The organism is Caenimonas sp. SL110 (genome assembly GCF_001044395.1).
Classification (GTDB): Bacteria; Pseudomonadota; Gammaproteobacteria; order Burkholderiales; family Burkholderiaceae_C; genus Ramlibacter.
The window spans coordinates 1-3,146 of record NZ_JANU01000066.1; the positions used below are offsets into that span (position 1 = coordinate 1).

Consider the following 3,146-nt stretch of genomic DNA (forward strand, 5'->3'; position numbering starts at 1 on the left):
GGCGTATCGCTGGCAGCTGGCGTGTTGACGGTGCCCGCTGGCGTTACGGCCTTCACGATCAGCTATCCGACGACCAGTGACTCGGTGTTCGAAGGCGATGAGACGGTGAATGTCAGTGTCGGCAGCTTGAGCGCTGTCGGCACGATCGTCGAGGACGACTCCGTGCCCGCGATTGCCTCGATCACCAGCGACCAGGTGACCGAAGGCCAAACGCTGGTTCACACGGTCACGCTGACCAACGCATCGGCCACATCAGGCACGTTTGCATTCGCTTTGGCCGGCAATACCGCCGAAGCCAACGACTTTGGCGCGCCGACATTCAGCAACGGCGTATCGCTGGCAGCTGGCGTGCTGACAGTGCCGGCCGGTGTCACTTCCTTCACGATCAGCTATCCGACGACCCATGACACGGTCTTCGAGGGCAACGAGACGGTCAATGTTTCGGTGGGTGGCCTCACGGGCGTCGGCACCATCATCGAAAACGACGCGCCGCCCACGCTCACCATCACCGACGATACGCAGCAGGAAGGCAACAGCCTCATTCACGTTGTTCGCCTGAGCAACGCGACGGAGCAGCCGACGGTGTACAGCTTTGGCCTGGCGGGCACTACAGCCAGCGCAACCGACTTCGGCGCACCCGTATTCAGCAACGGCGTCACATTGCTCGCGGGTCAGATCACGGTTCCTGCGGGGGTGACCCGGTTCACGGTCACGGTGCCGACGATTGAAGATGCCATCGATGAAAACACCGAGCGACTGAATGTTTTCGTCGGCGGTGTGACTGCCATTGGCACCATCATCGACGACGACGATCCGCTTCCACCTGCTGCACCCGTCAACACGGTGCCCGGTACGCAGAACGGCGTCGAAGACACGGCGGTCACCTTCTCGGGCATGAGGCGGATCATGGTCGCGGACGCCGATGGCGGGCCGTTGACGGCTGTGCTCAACGTGACGAACGGAACACTCACTGTTGTTGCTGCACAAGGTGCAGTGGTCACCAACAACGGCACCGGCACGATCACCATCGTGGGCGGCGCAAACGCCATCAACAACACGTTGAGCGGCATGGTGTTCAACCCGACGCCCGACTACAACGGCAGTGCCACGCTGACGGTGCAGACGAGCGATGGTTTGCAGACGGACACCGACACTGTTTCCATCACGGTCGCGGCGGTCGTCGACATTGCCCCGAACAGCGCCACGACAGAGGCCGGCGTGCCTGTCACTATCGACGTGCTGGGCAATGACACGTTTGAGAACACGGGTCATGTGATCTCTGCGATCAATGGCAACGCAATCACCGATGGCGGCGCTTCGGTGGCCGTGGCCAACGGCAGCGTCGCGCTGGTCGGCGGGCAGCTTGTCTTCACGCCGCAGTCCGGCTTTGTCGGCCCGGTACCCACGTTCAACTACACCGTGAGTTCCGGCGGTGTGACAGAGACGAGCACAGTCGATGTAGAGGTTGAGTCGTCCGCTTCCATCGCGTCGGTCACCGATGCGAGCATCACCGAAGGCGGGGACCTGATCCACACGGTCACGCTGTCCCAGGCGGCCCTCATCCCGTTGAGTTTTGCATTCGGCATCGCCGACGACACCACTTCGGCCGCGGATTACGGCGTTGCGACGTTCAGCGATGGCGTTACGTTTGCCGATGGTGCAGTTACTGTGCCTGCAGGGGTTACTTCCTTCACGGTGACCGTGCCGACAACGTCGGATGCCATCGACGAGAGCGACGAGTCGTACACGCTGTCTGTCGGCGGCATCGACGCCACCGGCACGATCACCGATGACGACACCGCCGAGATCTCGATCAACGACGTGACGGTGGGCGAGGCCGATGGCTTTGCGACGTTCACGGTTTCGCTTTCGACGCCTTCCGCTGTCCCGGTGACTGTGGTTTATGGCACTGGGGATGGCACAGCCGTTTCCGGTTCGGACTTCACGACCGCCGGTGGCACGGTGACCTTCGCTGTCGGCGAGACCGCGCAGTCGATCGTCGTGCCGATCACGAGCGACCTGGTCGACGAGAGCGACGAGACATTCAGCGTCAGCCTGTCGGGAGCGGTTGGCGCGGGTATCGCGGACGGTGTTGGTATCGGAACGATCACAGACGACGACTCCGCGACGGTTTCGATCAACGATGTGACGGTCGGCGAGGCTGATGGCTTTGCGACGTTCACGGTCACGCTCTCCACGCCTTCGTCGAGTGAAGTCACTGTTGCCTATGGCAGCGCAGATGGAACCGCACTCGACGGATTCGACTACAGCGCGGTGGGCGGCACGCTGACTTTTGCCGCAGGTGTCACCACGCAGACCATCGTCGTGCCTGTTGCCGGCGATGTCATCGTTGAGCAGGGCGAAACGTTCACCATTGGACTTTCGGGGGCTGTGGGCGCAACGATTGCAGACGGCGTTGGCATCGGCACCATCACAGACGACGACTCCGCGACGGTATCGATCAACGATGTGACGGTCGGCGAGGCCGATGGCTTTGCGACCTTCACAGTCACGCTGTCGACGCCTTCATCCGATCCGGTCACTGTTGCGTACGGCAGTGCCGACGGCACGGCGATTGACGGCGCTGACTACACCGGTGTTTCCGGCACGGTGACCTTTGCGGCTGGCCAAACCACGCAGACCATCGTTGTTGCGATTACTTCCGATGTGACGGACGAGAACAGCGAGACATTCAGCGTCAGCCTGTCCGGTGCCGTGGGCGCCGGAATCGGCGATGGTGTGGGTATTGCGACGATCACCGACGACGATACGGCCGTGCTCTCGGTGGACGACGTGGCAGTGGGTGAGGCCGATGGCTTTGCGACGTTCACTGTGTCGCTCTCGACGCCTTCGGCAGTTGCTGTGACGGTGGCTTACGGTACGACGGACGGAACAGCTGGTGGAGCTGACTATGAGGGGACGAGCGGCACGCTGACCTTCGCGCCTGGCGAGACGATCCAGACAGTGGTCGTGGCGATCACGAGCGACACCACAGACGAGCCTGACGAGACTTTCACACTCAATTTGTCGAGCGCGGTGAACGCGACGATTGCGGACGGCCAGGGCGTTGGGACTATCACCGACGATGAGGGTGTGCCGACGATTAGCTCGATCACGGCTGAAACGCAGGACGAAGGCACGGACCT

General features: G+C 62.1%; 1 protein-coding gene. It reads left to right on the forward strand.

Annotation, left to right across the window (positions count from 1 at the left end):
* On the forward strand, window positions 1-3,146 hold a 3,146-nt coding region (locus AQ12_RS21220; protein WP_048441982.1), incomplete at both ends, for a Calx-beta domain-containing protein.